Here is a 21,835-nt window from a genome sequence, read left to right as displayed (position 1 = left end):
GTCCCTTTCCTCTGGTAAAATAGCTTTTGCAACAGCCTTGAGCCAATGGTTAAATAGCCTTAATAGATGACGATGAAAACAAAATTATGAACGAAGCTACAGAACGAAAAGAACTCACCGAATTTACCGAAAAAGCCTATCTTGATTACTCCATGTACGTCATTCTCGATAGAGCATTACCGCATATTGCTGATGGACTCAAACCAGTACAACGCCGTATTGTTTATGCAATGTCCGAATTAGGCTTAAAAGCTACCGCCAAACATAAGAAATCTGCGCGTACCGTGGGGGATGTATTGGGTAAATTCCATCCGCATGGTGACAGTGCTTGTTATGAGGCGATGGTTTTAATGGCTCAGCCTTTCTCCTATCGTTATCCCTTTGTTGATGGCCAAGGAAACTGGGGTTCACCTGATGATCCCAAATCATTTGCGGCTATGCGTTATACGGAAGCACGTTTGTCTGCTTATGCAGAAGTATTGCTTGCTGAATTACAGCAGGGAACCGTTGATTGGGTGGATAACTTTGATGGTACTTTACAAGAACCTGCGTTACTTCCTGCGCGTTTACCGAACATCCTGTTAAATGGTGCTACCGGGATTGCGGTGGGGATGGCCTCGGATATATTACCGCATAACTTAACGGAAGTGGCGAATGCCTGTGTGCACTTGCTGGATAATCCACAAGCCGATTTGGCCGCTATTAATCAATACGTTAAAGGCCCCGATTTTCCTACGGAAGCGGAAATTATTACCCCACCGGAAATGATTTCAACACTGTATGAAACTGGCAATGGCTCTATTAAAATGCGTGCCATTTACACTTTAGAAAAACAGAACATCGTCATCACCGCATTACCCTATCAAGTATCTGGTGCGAAAGTGATGGAACAAATTGCATTACAAATGCAGCAAAAGAAATTGCCAATGGTTGAAGATCTACGCGATGAGTCAGATCATGAGCATCCAACGCGTCTGGTCATAATTCCCCGTTCCAATCGTGTCGATGTAGATGGATTAATGTCGCATTTATTTGCTACTACCGATTTAGAGCGCAGTTATCGCGTAAACTTTAATATGATCGGTCTTGATGGCAAACCTAAAGTTAAAAATCTATTAACCATTCTCAATGAGTGGTTGGTTTATCGTATTGGCGTGGTAACTCGCCGTTTAGAATATCGCTTGGCAAAAGTTCTCGAACGCATTCACGTGTTAGAAGGTTTGCTCATCGCTTATTTGAATATTGATGAAGTAATCGCCATTATTCGCGAGCATGATAATCCTAAAGCAGGACTGATTGCCCGTTTTAATTTAAGCGAGCGCCAGGCAGAAGCAATTTTAGAAATGAAATTGCGGCATTTGGCGAAATTAGAAGAAATTAAAATACGGGGCGAGTTGGATGATTTATCTGCTGAGCGTGATCACTTACAAAGCATCTTAGCCAGCGAAACTAAGTTAAGAAATTTAGTTAAAGAAGAAATTATTCGTGACCGTGACGAGTTTGGCGATGTACGACGTTCACCCATTATCGTACGCCAAGAATCACAAGCCTTAAAAGAAGAAGACATTCTGCCTAATGAGCCTATCACGGTAGTTCTTTCCAAGAATGGTTGGGTACGCGCTGCGAAAGGCCATGATGTTAACGGCAGCGAACTGAGCTATAAAGCTGGAGATGAGTTTAAGTCACAAGCTTCAGGGCGTTCAAACCAGCAAATCATCTTCTTTGATAGTGAAGGAAAGGTTTATTCCCTACCCGGACACTCCCTGCCTTCCGCCCGTGGTCAAGGTGAACCGCTCACTGGTAAATTAAACCCAGCTGAAGGTGCTTTATTTGAAACGGTGGTTGGTGGTGAAGCCGAACAAAAGGTTTTATTATCAAGCGATGCTGGCTATGGATTTATTGCTACCATTAGCGATCTTTATGTGAAGAACCGTAATGGGAAGGCTTGTATTAAATTGCCCGCAGGCAGTCTTATTTTACCACCGCGCATCGTACCGAATCATGAAGAGCTCTTGGTTGCCTGTGCTACGAGTGTGGGCCGGTTATTGGTATTTCCTCTGAAAGAATTACCCGAGCTATCTCGTGGTAAAGGTAATAAGTTAATTAGCATACCTTCGGCTAAGGCCGCATCACGTGAAGAGTATGTTATTGACGTGCAAATTCTCACTAAGAATGACTCACTCACTGTCCATGCTGGTAAGCGTCATTTCACGCTGAAAGGAGCGGATGTGGAGCATTACTTAGGCGAACGTGGACGTCGAGGCAATCGCTTACCACGTGGTTTGCAGAATGTGACCCAGTTGCAGGTGACTGAGGCCTCATAGGCTCAGGCTGTATTAGCCGAAGCCGTAATACGGGGATGTTGTGGCACTATTCCCCGTATTACCCTGCGCTAATACGGGCTAGCTTGCTAATTGTGACTGGACAAAGGGTCTAAGCCCTCTCCCATCTAAAAATTCACTACCAAATTAGAAATAGTGATGATAAAGTCTTGTATATGCTACATATTCGCCTACCCCCACGGTACTTGGTCTTGATCTTAAAAAATTCACTGCATTAGGATGACGGATCACGTGGAGTAAAGGAAAACAGTTGCAATAGGGAAATACTCGCTCCATGTGGAAGACTTTTATTGTTGTAGTTTGTTTATTACTTTGTTCTTGTATGGTTGGTCCTAATTATAAGGAGCCCAATAAACAAGTGGCGGAGCATTGGGCAAAAAAAGATGCCTCGGTTAAAGAGAAGCCATTTAAAGACAACAAATGGTGGCAGGAATTTCGCGACCCAGTTTTAAGCGCAGTGATTAATCAAGGCTATCACAGCAATTTATCCGTACAAGCAGCGGGCGTTAAGGTATTACAAACCAGAGCACAATTGGCGCAGAGCGTAGGGCAATTATATCCACAACAGCAAGCGATGTTAGGAAATTACACATACAATCGTATTGGTGGTACCTCCTTGCAACAAATTCTACCGCAATCTTTTGATACCGCCTTAATGGGATTTTCCGCCAATTGGGAGATTGATTTTTGGGGGAAATATCGCCGCGCTATTCAAGCCAAGGATGCGGCTTTTTTAAGCTCTTTGGCGGCATATGATAATGCCTTAACTACACTGACCGCTGATGTGGCGACCACCTACATTAAAATCCGTACCTACGAATCGCAAATTAAAATCACGAAAGCCAACATTGTCGTGCAAAGGATGGGTTTAAATATTGCCCGTGCGCGTTTTACGGCCGGACAAGCGAGCTTGGTGGATGTAGAACAGGCGAGGACCGAATTGGCACAAACTGAAGCCAGCCTACCCTCAATCGTGACCAATTTACAGCAACAAAAAGATGCGCTTGCCGTATTGCTAGGAACTATTCCCAATAATATCGATGCGGTGATTCAAAAAAGTAAAGGTATTCCCAATGCGCCACGCTCCATTGCGGTGGGCATTCCTAAAGAAACGATGGCGAGACGTCCTGATGTACAACAAGCGCGTTTAGATGCAATCGGCCAATCGGCAGCGATTGGTGCGGAGAAAGCGAATTTATTCCCTGCGCTGTCATTAAATGGTGCCTTTGCCTTTTCTTCTAATAGTATTGGTCAATCATCCGTGGGCGATTTATTCCATTGGGCGAATCGCAACATTTCCGCAGGTCCTGGCTTTACTTGGCCAATATTAAATTATGGGCAGATTAGCAACGCCGTGCGGGCACAGGATGCCGCATTCCAGCAATCATTATTAAATTATGTCAATGTGGTCTTAAAAGCTCAACAAGAAGTACAAGATAATATTACCGCCTACATCGAGGCCAAAAAAGCGGAGCGTTATTTAGCCAAAGCAAATGTCTCCGCGACCAAGTCCTTACAACTAGCCTTAATTCGTTACAAGGAGGGGGAAACGGATTTTACCCCGGTGCTTAATGCAGAACAGCAACAATTAAGTGTGCAGACCTCACTGGTTAATGCCCGCGGAGCGATTCCCCAGGCCTTAGTAGCGCTTTATCGTGCACTTGGTGGCGGTTGGGATATTCGTGGATGTGATGATGTGGTGTCACCACAAATTAAAACCGAAATGGCGGCGCGAACCAATTGGGGTACTTTGTTGAAACAACAAAACCATCTGCCACCGGTCACGAGAAAACAGAAAATTAAAGAGCTTTATTTGCCAAAATGGTAGCCAGTATGAACTTTAATAAAAATTCAAAATCAGTCAGATATGCAGCGATTGCCGTAGCGGCTTTATTTTTTATCTACTTAGTCGTGCATTTATTTTCTAAGCCTAAAGTTGTGGAAATACCCCCGCCTTCGGTGGTCATCCAAAAGCCCATACGTCAGGAAATGATTGAGTATGTGACCCAAACGGGTTCTACGGTAGCGTTTAACTCCGTGAACCTAGTGGCACGGGTTGCAGGCTATCTGGAAAAAATCGAGTTTGTTGATGGAACTTTTGTCAAAAAAGGACAAGAGTTATTCGTCATTCAACCCCAACCTTATTTGGAGCAATTAAAAGCCGCCCAAGCAACTATCGTTGCCCAAAAGGCTGCTAATGCTTATAACAAAAATGAATATGAACGCCAACAGCGTATGTTCAAGCAAAATGCTACCTCCAAAAATGAAGTGGAAAAATGGTTGGCAAAAACTCAGGAAGTAGGGGCGGAAATTGATAAGTCTACTGCCGAGGCAGTGAATGCAGAAATCACCTACAGTTACACCCACGTCTTAGCTCCCTTTGATGGTCGTATTGGCCGGCATTTGGTGGATGTCGGTAATTTAGTGGGGAATGGGCAGGCAACGAATTTAGCAACGATAGAGCAAATAGATCCCCTCTATGTTTATTTTAACTTGAATGAACTGGATCTGCTTAAATTAAGAGCAGCGGCAAAAGAAATGGGGATTACCCCTAAAGATTTTAACAAGGTTCCGGTGTATGTGAGTTTACAAAGTGATCCCAATACCGAATACCAAGCCACCTTGGACTTCGTAAATACCGGTTTGAATGCGGCTACCGGAACGATGGAATTACGCGCCAAGTTACCCAACAAAGATCACTTATTTCTGCCGGGTCTTTTTGTGCAAGTACGTATTGCCGTGACCAAGCCTGAACAGCAGCTAACTATACCTGATACCGCCATCCTGTATGACCAAATTGGCCCTTATGTATACATTGTTGATAAAGAGGATAAGGTCGTTTTAAAGCGGGTCACTCTGGGTAGTGCCAAACAAGGCGTACGGGGAATTGTTAAGGGAATAGACGCACAAGACAATGTGGTGATTAATGGTGTACAAAATGCGACTCCAGGTAATAAAGTGCAGCCTCAAAAACCAGCAGACTCATCCAGTGAGAGCAAAGCCAAATGATATCCAAATTTTTTATTGAACGGCCTATCTTAGCGAATGTTATTGCACTCTTGCTGGTTCTCTTGGGATTGGTGGCTATTATGGCTTTGCCGGTAACCCAGTATCCGTCGATTGTACCCCCCACGATTCAGGTGACAACTACCTATCCTGGTGCTGACGCTAAAACACTCATTAATACCGTAGGTATCCCAATTGAGCAACAGGTCAATGGGGTAGAAAAAATGCTGTACATGCAATCTACCAGCACCAACAATGGTACCTACACACTGATTGTTACCTTTGCCATTGGTACTGATTTGAACTTTGCCCAAGTTTTGGTGCAAAACCGGGTGCAAGCTGCGATGGCACAGTTGCCTGATGCGGTACAGAAGCAAGGGGTGGTGGTCCAACAAAAGTCGACCGCTATTTTGCAATTTATTACCCTAACCTCGGAACATGGCGAGTACGATGGCCTCTTTTTGAATAACTACGCGACCATTAACATGCAAAATGAACTGGCACGTCTACCAGGTGTAGGGAACGTACTTATTTTTGGTACGGGGAATTATGCTATGCGTATATGGCTGGATCCGAAAAAAATGCTTTCCTATGCCTTAAATCCCAGCGATGTGTTAAATGCGATTAGCCGTCAGAACCAAGAGGTTTCTGCGGGGCAAATTGGCGGACAACCAACTCAAGGGGCGCAGCCTTATCAGTTTACGGTGAATGTGCCGGGGCAGCTTGCTGATCAAGATGAGTTTGCCAACATCATTGTAAAAACCGTAGCCACCCAACCGAATGAAAATGCTAATGGCAGTAGCAGTGCCAAGATTGTGCGTATTCGTGATGTGGGGCGAGTGGAATTAGGGTCTTCAAGCTACAATCAGTTGGCCAAATTGAATAATCAACCCACTGCAGCGATTGGAATTTATCAGTTACCCGGAGCGAATGCCTTACAAGTTGCCGATTCGGTGCGTAACGCGGTTGCGAAGATGGCGAAGAAATTTCCACCAGGGATGAAGTATTCTATTCCTTTCGATACCACCATTTTCGTGCAGGCTTCTGTTAGTGAAGTGTATAAGACTTTATATGAAGCAGGTATTTTAGTACTTATTGTTATTCTCGTGTTTTTACAAAATTTTCGCGCCACATTAGTACCGGCGACCACAGTACCGGTAACCATCATTGGCGCATTTTTTGCTCTGTTGTTACTCAGTTATTCGATTAACTTGCTGACCTTATTTGCCTTGGTTTTAGCGATTGGTATTGTGGTTGACGATGCGATTGTTATTGTGGAGGGGGTAAGCCAGCATATTGAGCATGGTAGTCCGCCTAAAGAATCGGCGATTAAGGCAATGACCGAATTGCTCGGCCCCATTATTGGTATCACTCTGGTTTTGATGGCGGTATTCGTACCCGCAGGCTTTATGCCGGGCTTAACGGGGGCAATGTATGCACAATTTGCCTTAGTGATTGCAGCCACCGCCTTTATCAGCGCCATCAATGCGATGACCTTAAAGCCCACCCAGTGTGCCTTGTGGCTTAAACCGGTGGATCCCAAAAAAGAGAAAAATGCTGCTTTTCGTTTTTTTGATAAAGTGTATAACCCCGTTGAAGAAACCTATATTGGCTTTATGGACCGCTTAGTACATCGTTATAAGCTTGCTTGTTTCTTAGGAATTATCCTGGTTTTACTGGCGATTTTGGGTTTAAGCCGTATTCCAACAGGATTTATTCCGGTTGAAGATCAGGGCTACATGATGATGAACGTGCAGTTACCGGATGGCGCCAGTTTGGGAAGAACGGAAGCCTTACTCCATCGCTTGAGCGCTCAAGTTTCCAAAGTAGGTGGTGTTGCCGATGTGATTAGTATTGATGGAATTTCCTTATTGGATAACAGTTCCAGTTTAGCCAATGCCGGTGTCTTGTATATTATGTTTAAGGATTGGAGTGTGCGTGGTAAGGAGGAAGGTTTATTACCTCTCTATAATAAGTTTAATGAGATTGCCCAGAAAACCTTAGACGCTAAAGTGCTGGTGATGGTACCTCCACCCATCCAAGGGCTGGGTATGTCAGGGGGGTTCCAAATGCAGCTGGAATTGCAGGATGGCTCCTTTGATTACCGCAAATTGCAGGCTGCAACCGATCAATTGATTCGTTATGCTAGCCAGCAACCGGAACTACAACGATTAATGACTTCGTTTCGTGCCTCGGTACCCCAGGTTTCGGCACCCATTAACCGTACTAAGGCCGAATCACTAGGGGTAAAAATAGGGGATGCCTCCGATACCTTACAAACTTATCTGGGTTCTTCCTATGTGAATTTGTTCACTAAGTTTGGACAAGTGTTTCAGGTGTATGTGCAGGCGGATGCTCCTTATCGCATGAGCGTTGAAGATGTACGTAATTATTATGTTAAAAATGAATCAGGAGCCATGGTTCCCTTAGGCACCTTAACCGATATTGGCCCGACCGTGGGGCCGTCCTTAATTTCCTTGTATAACTTATATCCTTCCAGCAATATTTATGGGTCGGCTGCTCCGGGTTACAGTTCGGGACAAGCAATGGCAGCAATGGAGCGCGTGGCGAAGCAGGTATTACCCGCAGGGATTGCTTTTGAATGGACCAGTACGGCCTATCAAGAAAAAACAGCGGGTAACATGAGTTATTACATTTTCCTTCTATCACTTATTTTGATCTACTTAATTCTGGCCGGTCAATATGAGAATTGGGTGACACCGCTGGCTATCTTATTAAGCGTGCCTTTGGCATTGATTGGGACGGTATTAGCCTTATCTGCGCTAGGCTTGTCGAATAATATGTACACCCAGATCGGTATATTACTGTTAATTGCCTTAGCGGCGAAGAATGCGATTTTAATCGTGGAAGTAGCACGTGAACAACGGCTTATTCATAAAAAGTCCATTATGGAAGCGGCTGTGCTTGGGGCCAAGACACGTTTTCGTCCGATTTTGATGACTTCATTTGCCTTTATTCTCGGGGTAATGCCTTTGGTATTTGCTAGCGGGGCTGGGGCTAATGCGCGTCGTTCTATTGGCATCGCGGTATGTAGTGGAATGCTCGCTTCAACCTGTCTTGCGGTAGTATTTGTGCCTGCCTTTTATGTGATGTTGCAAACATGGCAAGAGCGTCGTCAGGAGAAAAAGGCGGCCAAAAGAAGTCCGCAGCCGGTCAATACTACTCTTTAACGCATCACCGGCACCGTAGCCCTATTAGCGCCACCTAATACGGCTACGTTCCTACGCTTATCGGAGGCTACTACCTAGCCCATAAATCAACTTTTTATTCAAATCGGCTTGAATAAATACATTTTTGCGCTAATGTTATTTAGTTTGGTTACAAATTCTGCTAAAATCATAGTATATAAGCAGTCTGGGGATAAAATATGTTGAAAAACCAACAAGTACAACAACGAGGCTACATTGAATTGCTGACGGCACGTGCAAAACAAGAAGCCTTAGCTCGATTGGCTGATCCTAGTAAAGGAGCTTTGCTTTTTGATCCTCAAGGTCGTGTATTGATTAATGTAAGCTTAACTCAGACCGAGTTAGCTGCATTTAATAAGCTTGGGCATACCCCCACTCCAGTAACCACTGTAAGCCTGGATGTTCTTGGTAACTCTTCCCCCGAGTATGATGGCTTAAAAGACGCATATCGCAAGCAGTATGATCTAGCTCATGATGGCTTAACTGACCAAGCAAGGCTCAAAGAGAAACAAGAACAAGCCCTAATGGGAATTCGTGGTAGTATCATTCCGTTGCAACAAGAATATCATTTCCATTTAGCGTTAGCGGCGCGCAGCTATGCTTCTGCAGGTCGTTTTACGGAAGCGCAAATGGAGCAAGCTCATGCCGCCACGATGGTGCGGGTTCAAGATTTAATTACGCACGCTGTAAGGGATGCATTAGAAAAAGCCACCAAAAAAGGTGAGGTTAATGATGTAAAATTAGTACAGGCACTCGATAAAGCGCGTAAGAACATTTCTACTGATGCCCATAGGATTTTAGTCGAAGAAATCACTCGCACTACTGGGGTGATCTTAACCAAAAAAGAAGTCAAAGATCTGCATTTGAAGCATGCAGCTGAGATTACTACGGCAACTCCTAACGATGTGTTACATGTAGACCAGGATATGGGACAAACTACCTTAATCGCCGGCACTCAAGTCACTGCCCATGACCGCGGAGTAGGCGCACAACATCTTGCTGACCGACGCCTGATTACCATGACCCATGATGTGGCAAATCAAGGTTTACCAAGAATTCAGGTTCGTGTTCCTTCCCTGGATGTGAAAGAAAACATTAAGCCTAAGGAAGCGATTACCGACGTTGAGGTAAAGCTGGAGCATATTCGCAAGAAATATGATCTGGGCAGTAATGTGGATGATGGACCTACCGGCATTAAAGCCTTTACTTATAATTTGCATACAGCACTTAATGACAGTTTAGAAGGCGGTAAAAATAAGCAATCTCAAGGTGCTCAATACATATTAACGGGAGCGCATAATTATAATAAGGCCCAATTAGCTCAAGACCCCGCGGTTTTTTGTTTAGTACAAAATATCTCGGTTAACGGTTTTGGCGACAGTTTGGGATATGGTTGGAATGCCTTAAGAAATGAAGCAACCTTAATGACAGAAATGTCGATGATGTACAACTTGGTTGCTAAAGATGATCCGCAAAGGGCTCGGGTAGAAGATGCCTTTAACGCTTATAAAGAATATTTAGGCAGCGAAAATAGAGCGCCTTATTTTTCACAATCTCCACAAGCAAAAGAAGCGAAGCAGGCCATTAAGGATGTAAAGGCCGGGTGGGCAAACGTTGCCGGACGTGGTGCTGTTGATGAGCAATTGAGCACGGCAGAGCACACTGTTGAGTCCGCAAAATTAGCGCTGAAAGCAATGATGGCTAATAACTTACATCAATCTCATGAGCATGCGAAACTGTTTCAAGCGATGAGTATTTTCGTGGAACAGGCATCTATTGCTGGTTGTAAGAGTGGTAATGAGCGAGCTCAAGCCATTAATGGACGGGTTGCGGTTTTAGATAGTGTTGCTGCTCACAAAGATGATCCAATTGTGCAGGCGATTAATGCGGTAGCTCAGGCGAAAACAGCAAAAGAAATTACTGCCGCCACAGCGAATCTCAAGCAAGCGGTGGATGCTAACTACGACAATCATTTACAATCTGGTGCTTCAATCATTAGTGCGGTAGACCAGGGTGCTGCGGCGAAGGTTAATGCGAAAAGAGGCTTTGCAGGGCTTTTCAATCGAAACTACGCAGAGGAATCAACTCTGGATCATTTACAGCAAGCTAAAGCTGGCAAAATGCAGGCTCATAAAAGCCTGACTAAAGAATCCACTGATGCGTGGGAAGGGCCGCAGGCCAAAGGTTATTTTGCCTTTGCCCGTGAAAAATGGGGTGCGGTGTTTGGTACTATTGGGGCGCTACTTGGCTTAGCTGCACCGAGCTATTTCCAGCATAAGAGTGCGGTAAACGAGGAGCATCAAGCTTTTATGGGGCGATTACATGAGGCACAAAATGATTATCAGAAAGCTGAAGATAAAAAGCTGGTGGAAATGGTAAATGCCAGTCATGAAGCACGTATTGAAGCAGTAAATGTGAGTGACGAACCTCTTGTGGTAGTTGAGACTTTGAAAGATGAGCAGGTAATTGTTGCTGAAGGGGAAAAGGAAGTTGTACATGCCTCTGAATCTGTGCAGTGGCGCAAAGATGGAGTACGCGCTACCGATGGAAGTCTAGAACCCACACGCTCCGATTCATTGCAAGAACACTCGGCTAATTTCAGAGAGGCGTTGAATGGAATTAGAAAAATTGGTGATAGAATTAGGAAAGAAGAACAGCAGCAAGAGGTTGTTGGAAATAGACCTGGACATGGACATCATTAATTCGTATAAAGAAAACCTGGTGGCAAGCCACCAGGTTTGGGCTTATGTTTCCCGTGAAACAATGGCTACTCTCCTAACAAATTTTCAATTTGTTCTTTTTGCTCATTAGTTAATGCCGTTAAGGCTAGGGTAGCTTGCCCGGCGGCTTGATATAGTAGGCGTAGCTGTGGATTTTGTAGTGCGTCTAGATGCAAAGCAATGGTATTGACATCACCTCGGACGAGCGGGCCAGTTAGCGCTTCTTTAATTGCACTTACTTGCTGTATGTTATTGATATTACCTTGTACTAAATTAATCAGCATTCGGCGAGCTTGCTCTGCGGGCAAGCCTGCGTTTAAAAGTAATTCTTCACTGTAAGCAGCAAGGGTGACTAAGTAATTCGAGGCAATGCATGCCGCGGCATGATACACGGCTTTATTTTCTGGGAGCATGTTGGTGACATAAGCCCCTAGTTGGTTAAATGATTTTTTTAACCAATCACATACAAGAATATCTCCCTCGAGAACGCAATCAACTTGATGAAAGGCGGCTGCGTCTACATAACCCGTTTTAAAGGCTTTTAAGGGATGAAGGCTGGCAACGGAACATCCTAAACGTTTTAAGGGGGTGAGTAGCGACGAGTTTAAGACGCCACTACTATGGACGACAAAACTTCCTGGTTTTAAATTGGCTGCTTGTACGAGTTCTGCAACTACCAATGGAATAACATCATCATTACAGCATAGCCAAGTGATTTCTGCTTCGGGGAGTTGCGTGAGCTGGGAAACCGCACTACCTGCGCCAATCTCTTTACAGGCACGTTTAGCGCTTTCGAGACTGCGATTGCATATCGTCGGGGCGGAGATAACTTGTGCTGAATGTAAGGCTCGTGCAATGTTTTTACCTAAACGACCGGCACCAATTATGTTACATTTCATAAAATTACAACCTTTTTATACTTTGATGCAAAAAAACGCATTTATAACGCAGTTTTTTCAAAAATCTATCACCCTTTGCTCGCAATATTGGTTATAATAACCACAAATTGTCATTTTGGGAATTGAATCATGCCTTATTTGCTAAGAGGAAATGCACAACAACTGTTCTCAGCTTTTGGTTACCCGCAGTTTGTTGCGCAGGCAGGGAAGCAAGATAATGCGATTATTGACGATTTGTCGACAACTCCTTTTTTAGGTAACGAAACTCAAGCAAATCAGCATCTTAATATTTGGAGCCAGGAAACTGCCGCCAAATATTATGCGCGAGGCGATCAGTCTGCTAAAACGCTTAATATTCTTTTAGGCCATCTTCCATTAAGAAAAGAAAATGAAACTGAGGAAGAATACCACCGTAATTTTTCCTGCCAGCGTTTCGCGTTTATTGATGAGAATAAAGAAAATTGCAGTATGGTGATTATGTATCGGCGTGATGAACCAGGACAATGGATGATCGGTTTTACCCGCAAAGCACATATGAACCCAAGAACGCGGCCGGTTATCCTTCTTTCCAGTCTTGATTTAAATGCACACATTAAAGACCCTAAATTTGAGTTGGCTGCGAGCTCTGAACCAACAGCCAGAAATCAGTTTTTAGCCCAGCTTAATGCGACTGTCCCGCAGGCGTTATTGCAATTGGCATTTAATGCAGACAATGATGAAATTAACCCGCGTTTTGAACGTATTCGTCTTCTATTACGCTTTTTGCAGATCAATGAAAAAAAGGCAACAATTGCAGATCCGGTCGATTTATCCCAAATTAATTTTGCTCAGCTCTTTGCCCAAAACCCGGCATTAGACCTTATCATGAAATATGATGTGCCGGTCTCGATGGCAATGTTACAAGACTGCCTGGCGGATAATAGCCAGTTATGCCATGAGTTGGAACATACAGTCCTTGGTAGCAATGACCATATTAGCTGTAATTTACTAAAAATGACGGCCATTCTCTATGAAGAGGAGTTTATCAATAAAAAAGTTGGCGCTTTAACTAAGAATCGGCTGTTGCTCCAGCCCGAGTTTATCAAAGATTATAGTGGCTTTATGTGGGATAGAGAGCAAATCACTTTGCTACCAATTTTGGCGCAAAGAAAGTACCCTAAAGAACTCATCCAGCAAATTTTGTCCCATGAATTTTATTTTCGGTCAGTGAGCCGCTTAGTACAACTAAAACCGCTAAGGGCGGTAAATCCAGACATTGGGTTTATTCAGAATGTCCCTCAATTTTTCGAGCTACCAGAAAAATTACAGGCTTTAGAATTTATTAATAGCATTGTTGATGCGCATGCCAAAGACCTATGCCTAATACTCTGGGCTACAAATTCCCTAACCCTCGATGGTTATAAGGAAATTGTTGATGTAGCTAATAAATATCCATTAATGGCCTCGACCCTTATCACTTTGGCGCGCAATGGTGGTTATGAGGGATTGCGGCGCTTAGCATTAACACCTGCTCTGCATTTAAAACAATCAATTATCGATCATTTCTTTTTAGCCAGAACGGAATCACCTTATGCTAAAAGTTTAAATGCCATGCCGCTGGAGAAATTAGAAGCAGTAAGTGAGGCATTGCAGGTTTTGCGCAGCTCAGGAATTAGTGATCAAGCAGCTTATCGTATGGTCTTAGGAGCTAATAAGGAAGGAAATACCTTACGTGCACTTTTACCACCGCTTGCTGCAATTAAGGATAGTGAGCAACGGCGGATATTAGTGGATGTTCTTTATGCAGGTGTACAGAATGGAAATGGGATTCCAGTGCAAGGGAATGTGGTTCTTAAGATAAAAAATCAAGACCATCAGGTCGTTGCGACAAAATTACGTGAGCGCTTCATCTGTGTAACTCAATTACAGGATTTAGGGTTTGATCTGGATATGATTGCTTTTGCGGCTCGTGAAAATGATAAAAAGGCAGAATGTTTTCGCAAAATTATTTTATGTATTGAAGATGAGTGTAAGAAAATTTCTTCACGATTGTCTAAGTCTTATTTCTATTTAGAGATGGGCAAAGAGTGGGATAAGGATGAAGGAGAGTATCGAAAAAGTTTATATGGCATCGCTTATAAGGCACTAATGAATGCAGGGGGGGATGCTCAAGCAGCCTTTGAGGAAGCTAAAAAACAAATAAGAGACGTTGAACAAAGGATGTTAGCTACGGTTGATCCTGGCCCCAACCCAGAAACATCAAAGGCACTGCTTTTTCTCTCCGAGGCGCTTATTTTTATCACCAATGCGTTTATTAGTATACTCAGCGCGGGGGTATTCAATTACCTGAAAGGAAATGCCACAGGGAATTATTGGTTTTTCACGCAAACTCGTTCCGGTGAGGCTGTACGTATGTTTAGTAATGATATGATTGGCTCTTTGGATCCTGAAGGAGTAACGTTGGGACCTACTCCTTAACGTATTATCTGCCGCTTATTTTTTCACCTTATAAATTGGTTGGACTATCCTGTTCAACCAAGCTTACCTTGTTGTGAAACTTTGTCCAATATTGTGCTAAATAGTTCCAAAGATTCTTGAACTTCTTCAATATTTCTGCTTAATATGAACTATTCTTTAAGGATTATTGCGATCTAATGGACGAGACATGGTAAGTATTCCAAAAAAAGCACTAAATTTAGGATCAGGACAAAAGCCAGAGGAAGAACTCGCTCTAGGAAAGTTGATTTTAGGTAATCGAATCGGTGATGGCTCTCATAAAGTCTATCATGCTAAATATATTGAAGAGGGAGCGTTAAAAGAGGGGTTTTTCAAGGAGCTAGAGCCAGAAAGAAATTTTCCAGAGTTACTTGGTAAAACAAGCGTTGGCACCTCAACCGTTCTGAAATTATCTCATGAACGAACCGCCGAAGAGCATTTAGTTTATAATGATCAAGGCGAAGTCTTAGGTATTTTCTCCCTGAAGTTGGAAGGTTTTAAGCCCTTTAATATCAAAGGTGAGCCTATTCCTAGTGATAGTGCTGAAAAAGAGCAAGTCATTCCTTCGACCAAAACCTTAATTCTTGAAAATATGATAGAAATCTTGCTGGAGCGTTGGGCTTTTGGCGATGATGATCCGCACCCCCATAATCTGAGTTTAAAGGGGGGGATCGATTATGACATGTTTTGGTATTGGTTTGTTGTTTTTATTAAGGGGGCCCGTACTGGGATTGAATTACCAAAAACGCGAGTAAATTTAACGGTGCGTGATTATGAGCGGTTTCCCTGTTGCCTTGATGCCAAACCATACCACTCACCTACTTATGCTCACCCGGGGCAAGGCAGTATTACCATTCCTGTACCGGAAATGGTGCAAACCACGGTTTTACCCAGTACCCTACCTAAGGTTTATGCGGAACCCGAGCAATTTGCTTGTTTGGCAGCAAGTCCAGAGGCACAAGCACAAAAGGTTGCTGCAGCATTAAAACGCCTTTTAACTTTTCAACCAGAGGTTTTGTGTAAACGCTTGTTTGATGAATTTGAATCCTTAGATGAAAGCGACTATCAGCGCATCATCAAGAAGTATGGAAGTTTAGTCAAATGGGTCGAGCGTTCTGATGAAAAAGAAGACCCTGAAAAGCCCTGCCGCCCAGAGGACAAGCCGATACCAACGACTATGCCCTTCAACTATACTTCTTTAGGCCAAACTCTTCGCACCAAATACGAACAAACTTTTCCCCAATTATGTAATGAAACAACCAATAGAAAATCCTTTGTCTATTTCATGATGAAGATGTTCCAGGAACATTACGATAATTTATATCGAGTTGTCGTTTTCTATATGGGTTGTGAAGATAATGGCTTTGGCGTTCCTCTTTTATCCACTAATGAAGAATTGTTCCGTAAGCCATCTATCTTTAAAAATATCCAAGAGTGGATGGAAAAACAAAACGAATCGATTAACGATCCTACATGTCAGTATAATCTAGAGGAATTGAACCAACGCTACCATCAGGTTTGGCGTGATGCATACGCCTTACGATTAAGAGCCCTATTACGCGATACTCGGAATTTAACTAAATCATTAGCTAAATTAGTTGCCGAAAAAGGTGATGTGGTGATTGTTGAGTCTGCAGATGCTCTAGAAGCTACTGATAGTGAATTAACCGATGTATGGCAATTATTTGGAACTTTAAAGAATATCGCGATTGATGTAAAAAAAGATTCCGAGCATGGCAATGTCTCTTCCAGTAATAGTAATGGAGCTTCATTAAGTAAGGCACTTGATTTGCTAGTTCAATTTACCAATGAGCTGCAAAATATTATCACCCAATATTATGGAAAGAAGGGGGATGTTTTACTCGATGCGGATAATAAGGAGTTTACGCAAAATATCCTCAAGCTTTGTTCAGAATATTCTGACAAAATCAAAGATGCCTTGGCGCATACGACTAGCTATGCCAAAGATAAATTTGGCCCAATTATTAATGAGTTGGAACAATTTGCTTTACAAGCTCGATTTAGTACGCATTTGCACGCAACTGATGAGGAAATGTTAAAACTTCCTCCCAACATTAAAAGAGAGGTACTGCCATTAACTCATGAGCAAGTTATTGAAGAATTTAATGAAAAGTTATTTGCCTGGGTTGATACTCTGTCAGCAGATAAATTTAAGCTCTATATGGGTGAAATCATTGATACAAAATATCGTCAGAGCATTGAAATCACTCGAGTACGAGGAAAGACAGTTAAAGACTATTTAGAGAAAAGTAGCGAAAGTAATCATAATAAATTGGCTTATATTTTAAGCTCCGGAAGGACGGAAGACGGGGCATTAAATACCTGCATTATTCGCGAGCTTACCCCGGTTATGTTGCAAAAAAATTACATTGCCAGTGTCTCAGCGGCGTTGCGAAATGGTAGTTTCGAAACCAATATTAGTATCTTTACTAAAGCTGCGGTTAGTTGTGCAAAACATAGTGGTTCTTTTGTTCATTTACAAAATCAGGCAGGGGTTGCTTTGGTCTATAATACGTTATATGACTGGGTGGAAAAAACTTCCAAGAGTAATAGTGAACGATTTCGCCTCTTGAAAAATGGCTCATTAAATAAATATGAAAAGAATTTATCCACAGTAAATTCGTTCTTTTTTTGGTCCAAGTCATCTCGAAAAGAAGAGATTAATGGTTATTTTCGCCAGTATGATGCGCCTACGGCTTTGGCTATGACCTTTAAGAAGGGGGAGCTTTCCTCAACGGCCAGCTCCCAATTATTTTTGGATATAATCCAACAAATACAGGAAGAGATTACCAATAATCCTAAATTAAAAGAACATCCTGGTTATGCTTTAATTGAGTTGTTTAATGAGACGGAGCATAAAGATTTTTATTTGCAATATTTGCAAGCGAAGCATACTACGCTAAGAATGCCTACAGAAAAAAAATGTTCTACTGTAACTATGTAGCAGCATAAATTGTGGCGGAATACAGTATGGGGTATGATTGTGCTTTTTTAATACGGGTGAGTTATTGCATGTCTTTAGATTTATTCAAAACGGTTCCTCAATATGTTATTCCTAAACATGGGCTCACCACTTTAGCCGGTTGTTTGGCTGAAGTTAAACAGCCCAGAGTTAAAAATTTTATCATTCAACGTTTTATTAAAAAATATAATGTGAACATGAGTGAAGCCTTAATCGAAGATCCAACTGCTTATGCCAATTTTAATGATTTTTTTATTCGGCATTTAAAGCCAGCATGTCGACCATTGGCACCGGCAGATATTCTCTCGCCGGTTGATGGTTGTGTTAGTGAGATTGGCGCGATTCATCAAGGACAACTGATTCAGGCCAAGGGGCGCGAGTACTCCGTAACGGAACTTTTAGCCTGTTCTGCTGCAGAAGCTCAACAATTTGAAAGTGGCTGTTTTGCGACCCTCTATCTATCTCCTAAAGATTATCATCGCATCCATTTGCCATTGGATGCGGAGTTGCTTTCGATGACTTATGTGCCCGGAGCCTTATTTTCGGTACAACCTACAACCGCTCGTGTGGTTCCTAAATTATTTGCGCGTAATGAACGCTTAGTGATCTCTTTTGCAACGGCAGCCGGTCCGATGAAGATGGTTCTGGTCGGCGCAACGATTGTTGGAGCTATTGGTACGAGTTGGCATGGTGATGTTGCACGCAGCAAAGAGATTATTTCGTTTGACTATCGTCAGGATTCGACGGTGACAAAACACCTGAGCAAGGGCAGCGAGATTGGCTATTTTAAACTAGGCTCTACGGTAGTTTTATTATTTGCTGATGGTAATAAAGTCCAATGGAGTAATAATTTAAAAGCAGAAAGTGCAATTCGTTTTGGAGAAGCGATGGGCAGCATTCGTTAGAAAGTTGGCTCTAAAACCTCATCCCGAATGATGATAAATAAAATAATTCTTTTTTTTGATCGTTATAGGCGGTGAGCCCCGCACTGGTTTTTTGTTGCTCATTGGTTTGAGAGAACGAGTTTTTTCGCCCGGCGTAATTTTTTTTGAAGTAGGCTAATGGGTTGAAGGTAATTCTCCCAAAAGTTATTCACGGTGGTCGCACTTTCATAAAAAGCTAATTGAGTGCCGGCAGGAAGAGTATGACGTTGGTATAGCTCTGGGGCTGTTATTGGCCAATACGTTTCCTGTTTCAATACGTTGATAATATTTTGTATTGTACAATTAAAATATTCTTTTTTTGCAATGCGAGAGATGCTTTCTTTTCGTGATTTGTGAATAGAAGAATAGAGCGATGGGGTATACATTCTATCAATCGACCGTATATTAGGGGCATCGGACTGGGATTGTCTTACATATACAGTAGAGATTTTTTTTGCTTGATAAGCCTCAAGATGGTTTAAGGTCAAGAGGCAATCATCAAAATGCAAATGATTATTGCCAAGCCAATCTTTATTCTCTAACACCTCTGGAAATTTTAACTTATGCAGTTTGCCTAATTGAAAGCAGGCTTGCAGATCAATACGTTGATGATGAGGTAAATTTTTAAAGTGGCTCTGTTCCATTTGGTCTAACACGTCGGAAATATAATTAATAAAATCATATAAGTGGACGAAGGCGCGAGTTTTGTTTTTCAGAATTTGCTCCGCGACATCATTGTTGCCGGGAAAATGACCTTCAAGCAGTGATAATAGAGGAACATGGCGTTGGGCTAGACCCGCAAGTCTCTGAGGCCAGGTAAGCGTTAAAATCCCAACTTCAGGTTTATAACGTTCCCATTCAGTAAATTGAGTTAAGCCCTGTTTTATTGCAAAACCAATCATCATGCCAAAAACAAGCTCCTCCATAAATGGACGGGGAGATTCGATGGCGGTTAACGACTTATTTAGGAAATATTTGGGTAATTTTTTTTTATATAGTTGGGCGGGAAAAACCGCAGCACCTTGTATAATAAGAGAACTGTATAAGGTATTGTCCCAATCAAAAGTAATTTTATCAATAGAACTGGTGAGGACGAAGTTTCGGGCAAATTTGAACGTGTCGAGCGCGAAGGCTTCTGCCGGAGAACCTGATGTGTACCGGTTAAGGCAAGCAAAGTTTAGCAAGCCTAATATCTCTTTATCATCCGGTGTATTTAATTGAATTGATGGTGGAGAGGGAGATGCTGATAAATCCGATTCACTTGGTCTTAAGTGGGTACTAATATAATCTTGATAACTCATTTATCTTGCTCCAAGTGATTCATCCAAAATGTACAATTTGGATTATTAATTATAGCACTAATTAAGGACTGTATTTTTTTGTTTAAGCTGATTTTCTTTTTGGATAAAGAACTACTATAATTTTTTCAAGCTTACAAAAATATATTAGATATGAATTGGTTAGCAGAAGAGATAAGAAAATTAATTGGCTTTGCTGGTTGGCTGACTCTCATCATTCTGCCTTTGTTATTAAATTCGTGTAAGAGCACTTCTCAGACTCAACTGACAGGATATGTGGAGGGCCGATATATTTATATCACTGCATTAATATCAGGCACCTTAAAGTCCTATCATGTTACTAAAGGCCGCATGGTGAATAAGGGGGAATTATTATTCACCTTAGAGCGTGAAACTTCAGCCCAAAATTTAACAATCGCGCGCGCAAACGTTCAGGAAGCGCAGGATGAATTAAGTAACGCCAATTCTATTTATAAGATGCAAAAAATTAAAAAAGATCGGGATCTTATTTTATTGGGAAAAGATATTATTTCTAAGGAAGCGTTTGAGGATAGTCTGCTTAATTACCAAAAAGCACTGCAAAACAAAAAAATAGCTCAGTCAAAACTTGCCTCCTTGCAAGCTCAAGAACAAAAAGCACAATGGAATTCGAATCAGCAGGAAGTTACTGCCCCAAAAACTGCACTCGTATTCGATACCTTTTATACGGAGGGGGAAGAAGTGGCTGCAGGTTCAACGGTAGTTTCTTTGCTCGATCCCAAGCAGGTAAAAATTATATTTTTTGCTCCTCAGGCATTCTTGAGAAAAATCAATTTAAATCAAATTGTTACGGTTGGTCATGATGTGGGTGGGGAATCGGCCAAAGCGAAAATAACCTATATTTCCCCTAAGGCTGAATATAATCCACCGGTAATTTACAGCAATGAAGAACGCGAGCGTCTGGTTTTTCGTATTGAGGCAATTTTAGAGCCTGATGCGAAAGCACAGACCATCCATCCGGGGCAACCTATAACCGTTATTTTATAATTGAGTATCGATTATGAACTCTTCGAACCTCATTATCGATGTAAAAAACTTATCTAAAAGTTTTGCACATGTTGCTGCCGTAAAAGATATTAGCTTGCAAGTAAAATATGGAGAAATATTTGGGTTCTTAGGTCCCAATGGTTCAGGGAAAACAACCTTAATACGTATGCTATGTGGTCTTTTAACTCCAGACCTGGGGAGTGGTGAATGCATAGGGCTCGATTTAAAAAAGCAAATGGCGCTGATTAAAAAGCATGTAGGTTATGTGCCCCAGGCATTTAGCTTATATAAACGGTTGACCATTGGGCAGAATATTTTACTGATGGCAGAGCTTTATAGTGTAGTGAATCGCGAGGAACGCGTTAATGATGTCATGTATGAATTGGGATTGTATAAATATCGTAATAAACTTGCAGGTGCTCTTTCGGGAGGATGGAAACAACGTTTGGCTTTAGCTGGGGCGATTATTCATAAACCCTCGCTATTATTCCTTGATGAGCCGACGGCAAATGTTGATCCGGAATCAAGACAAATATTTTGGGATCTCTTGCGTCATTTATCCTCACAAGGGATGACTATTCTACTTAGCACCCATAATATGGCCGAAGTGCAACATTGTAGTCACCTGGCTTACATATTTAATGGTGAGATGATAATGAAGGGCAGTCCTTGGGAAATTCAGCAACAAGCCAACTTGTTTACCTGGGAAGTGCAAGGAAAAGAAACGATTTCCTTAGCTAAAGAATTAGAAGCCTGCCCAGGAGTTGATCAGGTCATTACCTTTTTTGATACATTGCATGTGAGCGGGCAAAACCTAACGGATTTGGAGCAAGCAATTAAACCGTTTAAAAATCTGGGTTATTTAACCTGGAGGCAAATAAATCCTACATTAGAAGATATATTTATTTGGCTCACCCGAAAATATAAATTAGTTCATCAATTGGATGAGTGATA

At 42.2% G+C, this 21,835-nt stretch carries 12 protein-coding genes; 10 read left to right on the top strand and 2 right to left on the bottom strand.

The features are described from left to right. The first annotated feature begins 86 nt into the window (after positions 1 to 86). The 5 genes from parC (at position 87) to ACD661_RS08535 (ending at position 11,259) form a co-directional block, all read left to right on the top strand. Complete coding sequence (gene parC / locus ACD661_RS08555; protein ID WP_400187445.1) at positions 87 to 2,324, top strand: DNA topoisomerase IV subunit A; 2,238 nt, start codon at positions 87 to 89, stop codon at positions 2,322 to 2,324. A 292-nt stretch (positions 2,325 to 2,616) separates the two neighbouring features. Further along, on the top strand, positions 2,617 to 4,170 hold the full coding sequence (locus ACD661_RS08550) for an efflux transporter outer membrane subunit (protein ID WP_400187444.1): 1,554 nt from the start codon (positions 2,617 to 2,619) through the stop codon (positions 4,168 to 4,170). A gap of 5 nt (positions 4,171 to 4,175) precedes the next feature. Continuing rightward, positions 4,176 to 5,351: an efflux RND transporter periplasmic adaptor subunit gene (locus ACD661_RS08545; protein WP_400187443.1), complete on the top strand. Its 1,176-nt coding sequence runs from the start codon at positions 4,176 to 4,178 to the stop codon at positions 5,349 to 5,351. Further along, the gene (locus tag ACD661_RS08540) at positions 5,348 to 8,539 is read left to right on the top strand and encodes an efflux RND transporter permease subunit (protein WP_400187442.1); all 3,192 of its coding nucleotides are present in this window, start codon (positions 5,348 to 5,350) and stop codon (positions 8,537 to 8,539) included. Before ACD661_RS08545 ends, ACD661_RS08540 begins: the two co-directional genes overlap by 4 nt. Before the next feature lie 197 nt (positions 8,540 to 8,736). Beyond that, on the top strand, positions 8,737 to 11,259 hold the full coding sequence (locus tag ACD661_RS08535; RefSeq protein ID WP_400187441.1) for a hypothetical protein: 2,523 nt from the start codon (positions 8,737 to 8,739) through the stop codon (positions 11,257 to 11,259). A gap of 65 nt (positions 11,260 to 11,324) precedes the next feature. On the opposite strand, the gene ACD661_RS08530 is transcribed toward ACD661_RS08535, so the two are convergent. Beyond that, positions 11,325 to 12,176, bottom strand: a complete 852-nt coding sequence (locus ACD661_RS08530) for a Rossmann-like and DUF2520 domain-containing protein (protein WP_400187440.1) — start codon at positions 12,174 to 12,176, stop codon at positions 11,325 to 11,327. A gap of 129 nt (positions 12,177 to 12,305) precedes the next feature. Between ACD661_RS08530 and ACD661_RS08525 the strand changes: the two genes are divergently transcribed. The 3 genes from ACD661_RS08525 to asd all read left to right on the top strand — a co-directional run bounded on the left by ACD661_RS08525 (position 12,306) and on the right by asd (position 18,539). Beyond that, positions 12,306 to 14,633: a hypothetical protein gene (locus ACD661_RS08525; RefSeq protein WP_400187439.1), complete on the top strand. Its 2,328-nt coding sequence runs from the start codon at positions 12,306 to 12,308 to the stop codon at positions 14,631 to 14,633. Between the two features lie 187 nt (positions 14,634 to 14,820). Then, on the top strand, positions 14,821 to 17,616 hold the full coding sequence (locus tag ACD661_RS08520) for a hypothetical protein (RefSeq protein WP_400187438.1): 2,796 nt from the start codon (positions 14,821 to 14,823) through the stop codon (positions 17,614 to 17,616). 68 nt (positions 17,617 to 17,684) lie between these two features. Further along, the gene (asd, locus tag ACD661_RS08515; RefSeq protein WP_400187648.1) at positions 17,685 to 18,539 is read left to right on the top strand and encodes an archaetidylserine decarboxylase; all 855 of its coding nucleotides are present in this window, start codon (positions 17,685 to 17,687) and stop codon (positions 18,537 to 18,539) included. Between the two features lie 98 nt (positions 18,540 to 18,637). On the opposite strand, the gene ACD661_RS08510 is transcribed toward asd, so the two are convergent. Beyond that, positions 18,638 to 19,858: a hypothetical protein gene (locus ACD661_RS08510; RefSeq protein ID WP_400187437.1), complete on the bottom strand. Its 1,221-nt coding sequence runs from the start codon at positions 19,856 to 19,858 to the stop codon at positions 18,638 to 18,640. Positions 19,859 to 20,008: 150 nt separating this feature from the next. Between ACD661_RS08510 and ACD661_RS08505 the strand changes: the two genes are divergently transcribed. Both ACD661_RS08505 and ACD661_RS08500 read left to right on the top strand, forming a co-directional pair. Continuing rightward, entirely contained in the window at positions 20,009 to 20,881 is an 873-nt protein-coding gene (locus tag ACD661_RS08505) for an HlyD family secretion protein (protein ID WP_400187436.1), read from the top strand. Between the two features lie 13 nt (positions 20,882 to 20,894). After that, on the top strand, positions 20,895 to 21,833 hold the full coding sequence (locus ACD661_RS08500) for an ABC transporter ATP-binding protein (protein ID WP_400187435.1): 939 nt from the start codon (positions 20,895 to 20,897) through the stop codon (positions 21,831 to 21,833). The last annotated feature ends 2 nt before the right edge of the window (positions 21,834 to 21,835 follow it).

The sequence above is a fragment of the Legionella lytica genome, from assembly GCF_044626755.1.
GTDB lineage: Bacteria > Pseudomonadota > Gammaproteobacteria > Legionellales > Legionellaceae > Legionella > Legionella lytica_A.
Note: the sequence above shows the minus strand (reverse complement) of the source record. Positions and strands in the feature narration are given on the sequence as shown.

Coding starts and splice junctions, on each gene's coding strand:
- parC (WP_400187445.1), top strand. CDS start 87: ATGAACGAAGCTACAGAACGAAAAGAACTCACCGAATTTACCGAAAAA.
- ACD661_RS08550 (WP_400187444.1), top strand. CDS start 2,617: ATGTGGAAGACTTTTATTGTTGTAGTTTGTTTATTACTTTGTTCTTGT.
- ACD661_RS08545 (WP_400187443.1), top strand. CDS start 4,176: ATGAACTTTAATAAAAATTCAAAATCAGTCAGATATGCAGCGATTGCC.
- ACD661_RS08540 (WP_400187442.1), top strand. CDS start 5,348: ATGATATCCAAATTTTTTATTGAACGGCCTATCTTAGCGAATGTTATT.
- ACD661_RS08535 (WP_400187441.1), top strand. CDS start 8,737: ATGTTGAAAAACCAACAAGTACAACAACGAGGCTACATTGAATTGCTG.
- ACD661_RS08530 (WP_400187440.1), bottom strand. CDS start 12,176: ATGAAATGTAACATAATTGGTGCCGGTCGTTTAGGTAAAAACATTGCA.
- ACD661_RS08525 (WP_400187439.1), top strand. CDS start 12,306: ATGCCTTATTTGCTAAGAGGAAATGCACAACAACTGTTCTCAGCTTTT.
- ACD661_RS08520 (WP_400187438.1), top strand. CDS start 14,821: ATGGTAAGTATTCCAAAAAAAGCACTAAATTTAGGATCAGGACAAAAG.
- asd (WP_400187648.1), top strand. CDS start 17,685: ATGTCTTTAGATTTATTCAAAACGGTTCCTCAATATGTTATTCCTAAA.
- ACD661_RS08510 (WP_400187437.1), bottom strand. CDS start 19,858: ATGAGTTATCAAGATTATATTAGTACCCACTTAAGACCAAGTGAATCG.
- ACD661_RS08505 (WP_400187436.1), top strand. CDS start 20,009: ATGAATTGGTTAGCAGAAGAGATAAGAAAATTAATTGGCTTTGCTGGT.
- ACD661_RS08500 (WP_400187435.1), top strand. CDS start 20,895: ATGAACTCTTCGAACCTCATTATCGATGTAAAAAACTTATCTAAAAGT.